Source organism: Pseudemcibacter sp. (assembly GCF_965661635.1).
Classification (GTDB): domain Bacteria; phylum Pseudomonadota; class Alphaproteobacteria; order Sphingomonadales; family Emcibacteraceae; genus Pseudemcibacter.
The window spans coordinates 1-3075 of the sequence record NZ_CBFIEP010000067.1; the positions used below are offsets into that span (position 1 = coordinate 1).

2 protein-coding genes are annotated in these 3075 nt (G+C 37.7%); both read right to left on the reverse strand.

What is annotated here, in order from left to right:
• Positions 1 to 70: 70 nt before the first annotated feature.
• Positions 71 to 1429, reverse strand: a complete 1359-nt coding sequence (locus ACTF6W_RS04960) for a MotA/TolQ/ExbB proton channel family protein (protein ID WP_438993440.1) — start codon at positions 1427 to 1429, stop codon at positions 71 to 73.
• Positions 1429 to 2217, reverse strand: coding sequence for a DUF3450 domain-containing protein (locus ACTF6W_RS04965; RefSeq protein WP_438993441.1), 789 nt, complete (start codon positions 2215 to 2217; stop codon positions 1429 to 1431). Before ACTF6W_RS04965 ends, ACTF6W_RS04960 begins: the two co-directional genes overlap by 1 nt.
• Positions 2218 to 3075 lie beyond the last annotated feature (858 nt).

Below are 3075 nucleotides of genomic sequence, written 5' to 3' on the forward strand. Positions count from 1 at the left end.
AGTAGGACAGGTCCCCCTTTTTCCATAAAATCGCGAACTTGTTCAAATATATCTATTAGGGCATACATGATTATGCTCCCTTATTCTGTTCAGCGTGAACAGCAATAATGCCAGCACTTTGTTCTTCAAGTGTGTGCACAACACGTTGGCTCATACCATTCACGATTGAGTGAAGGAAAAGCATCGGAAGAGCAACAACAATACCTAGAACCGTAGTTACCAAGGCTTGTGAAATACCACCCGCCATAAGTTTCGGATCACCAGTACCGAAGAGTGTCATTGATTGGAAAGTATTAATCATACCTGTCACCGTACCAAGTAGCCCCATTAGAGGGGCGATAGCAGAGATAAGTTTGATCATAGTCAAGAAACGCTCAAGTGGTGGCATTTCTTTTAAGATAGCTTCATCAATTTTAAGTTCTAATGTTTCAACGTCAGCACCTTTATTTTGTTCATGCACAGAAAGGATACGACCAAGAGGATTATTTTCGTTAATTGTGTCAGACTTAATTTGTGATTTAACTTTACCTGAAATAGCTGTTAGGTAAATTACGCGTTCGACCCAAAGTAGCAGACCAACAGCACCAACAGCTAGGATCAAATAACCAATCGTTCCACCAAAATCAACACGCTCTCGTAGACTAGGTGCCTGAATGAGAAGTGCTAAAATTGATCCACGTGATGGGTCAACACCAAATGGTGCGACACCAGATGTTGCGTTTTGTAAAGAAGCCGTCGAATCTGTGAAGCGAGTTTCAGGTTGACGATCTAGTTCAGCAACAAGACCTTGTTCGAATTTAAGGTATTTTCCAGCAGTAGCTAGGTTAAATACACCAATACGTGTTACAGGAATAACTTCTTCTGAACCATCTGTCATTTTTACAGAACGATCATAAGTAACAACACGACCTTGTTCAGTCATTTCCCGTTGCACCTCGAACCAAAGGCGTTCAATTTCTTCAATGCTTGGCAATTGAGTACCAGAAGATGTTTTTTGAATTAAAGCTGTGATAAACTCATCACGATCTTCAAACTGTGTTGCTGTTAGTGATTGTTCCATTTGTGAACGAGCATCACCGGCAACCGCTGTAAGAACACCAAGCACTTCTTTAAGAGCACCAAGTTCATTTGTAAATTCAGTTTCAAGTTCAGCCAATTGCTCATCATTCACTTGGAATTGATTTTCGAGTGTATCAGAGCGACGCTCTTCTGCACGTTGTTGAGCTTCAGCGTCAGCAAGAAGACCAGCTTGACGGTCTTGAGCACTTTGGAACTCTTGTTCACGTTGACGGAACTCAGCCGTCTCGTTCACTTTACCTTGACGAACAACTTCAAGTAGTTCATCCAAATTAGTAGCTTGTTGTGCGTTAGCACCAAAAGCAAAACCGCTTAATGCAACAGCGATTACAATATTAAGTAATTTTCTCATTACATTCTCTCCGGCGCAGAAATTGGAAGAATTAGGATTTTATCAGCAGCTTCTTGTGCGTTTGCAACACGAATAGCCGAAGTAATTGACTTACGGTATGTCGCTTCATCAACAACTTCAAATTGCTTCGTTTCTTTATTATAAGCACCTGAAACAGTTCCATCAGTTGTTTGATAAAGTAGCGCAACACGACCAACCATTAACATATCAACGATACGTTCTTGACCATTCACATCCATAGTTTGCTGGTAGCTTTGGAATACGCGACCATAATCATTTTCGATTTGATATAATTCAAACACACTTCGGAAACGCTCTGATGAATCAACATCAGGATTTGTCATAAGATCTTCAACACGATCAAGACCTGCGAGACGCTCTTCCAACTGGAAAGGAAGATCATTTCTAATGAATTGCTCTAATCCATCAATCATTCTGACCAATAGTGGTTCGACCTGACGTTTAACGTCAGTCACGTTTTTAATATTTTCTGTTAATTCTTCCATGGCTTGCATTTGACGTTCAATAGATCTCTCCATTTGAGCGTTATATACTTTTAGTCCATCTACAGTTTTCAATACATTTTTATATTGATCGATGAGCTTATCAGTATCGCCGACGATTTCGTTAATACGTTCTTGTGATTCTTGTGCAAGTACATTTGTTGAAATTCCTTCTTGAAGAACCTCATCTAATGTAGTTTGCCCCATTGCCGCAGTTCCTAATGAAAGGGATCCTGCTGCAACAAAGGCGGAAAGAACAAATGTTCTTACTCGATGCTTAATCATGCGTCTTCCTACAGCTTTTTTTGAGTTATTATGGTTAAGCCACCTAGGGCGGCATTAAAAATACTAAGTGAAATTGTAATTAAACGATCAAGAGAACCGTCTATTGCAGATAAGTATCTGCGCCCATTTTGTTTCTCTATCCCTATCACTTACTCTTTCCCTTAGTAAATATACGTTAAATATTTTCGGCTTCTAATAATAATATTGATTATATTAAAACCTTTATTCAAATTTACTTTATCGTTTAATTTATGTTTTTAACGATAAAAATAAATAAGATAGTCACAGCTCCTCCCAGAGCTTTTATCTCGGACTGCGCAAACACTACCTCATTAACCATTCTAATTTCAAGAGCTGCTTTTAGTCAAACATAAAAAAAAGTGGAAATGTGCTATTTTTATGAAAGATTCGCACCTATATCAAACATCATAGATTCATTAAAACTATTAAATTACAATAGCTTAAACGTACACAATTTTCATTATTTGTTAATGATTTTAAATGTGAAAATTAAATCAGTGATCACAAAAAGTTGACTAAAAAACATATTCAAAATCGAGAAACGACTGAATCGTTGCTTTTTAAAACTAAAATTTTAAGAGATTCGCAATAATTAATCTAATTTTGGACAGGTTGTCAGGTCGGCACCACTGGCAGTATCAAAAAAGAAAAAGTATATTACAACGAAAGACAATACCCAATAAAGTCTCTCATTATTGTACCCCGTCAAAGCTTATGAGACCATTTAAAGTATTTGCATAAGAGAGGTTTTGATCTCATCGTAATGACGTAAGGAATGAAGATGAGAACTAAACCTACTAATTCAAAAGCCACCAAGATGGTTAAAGATATTCGCCG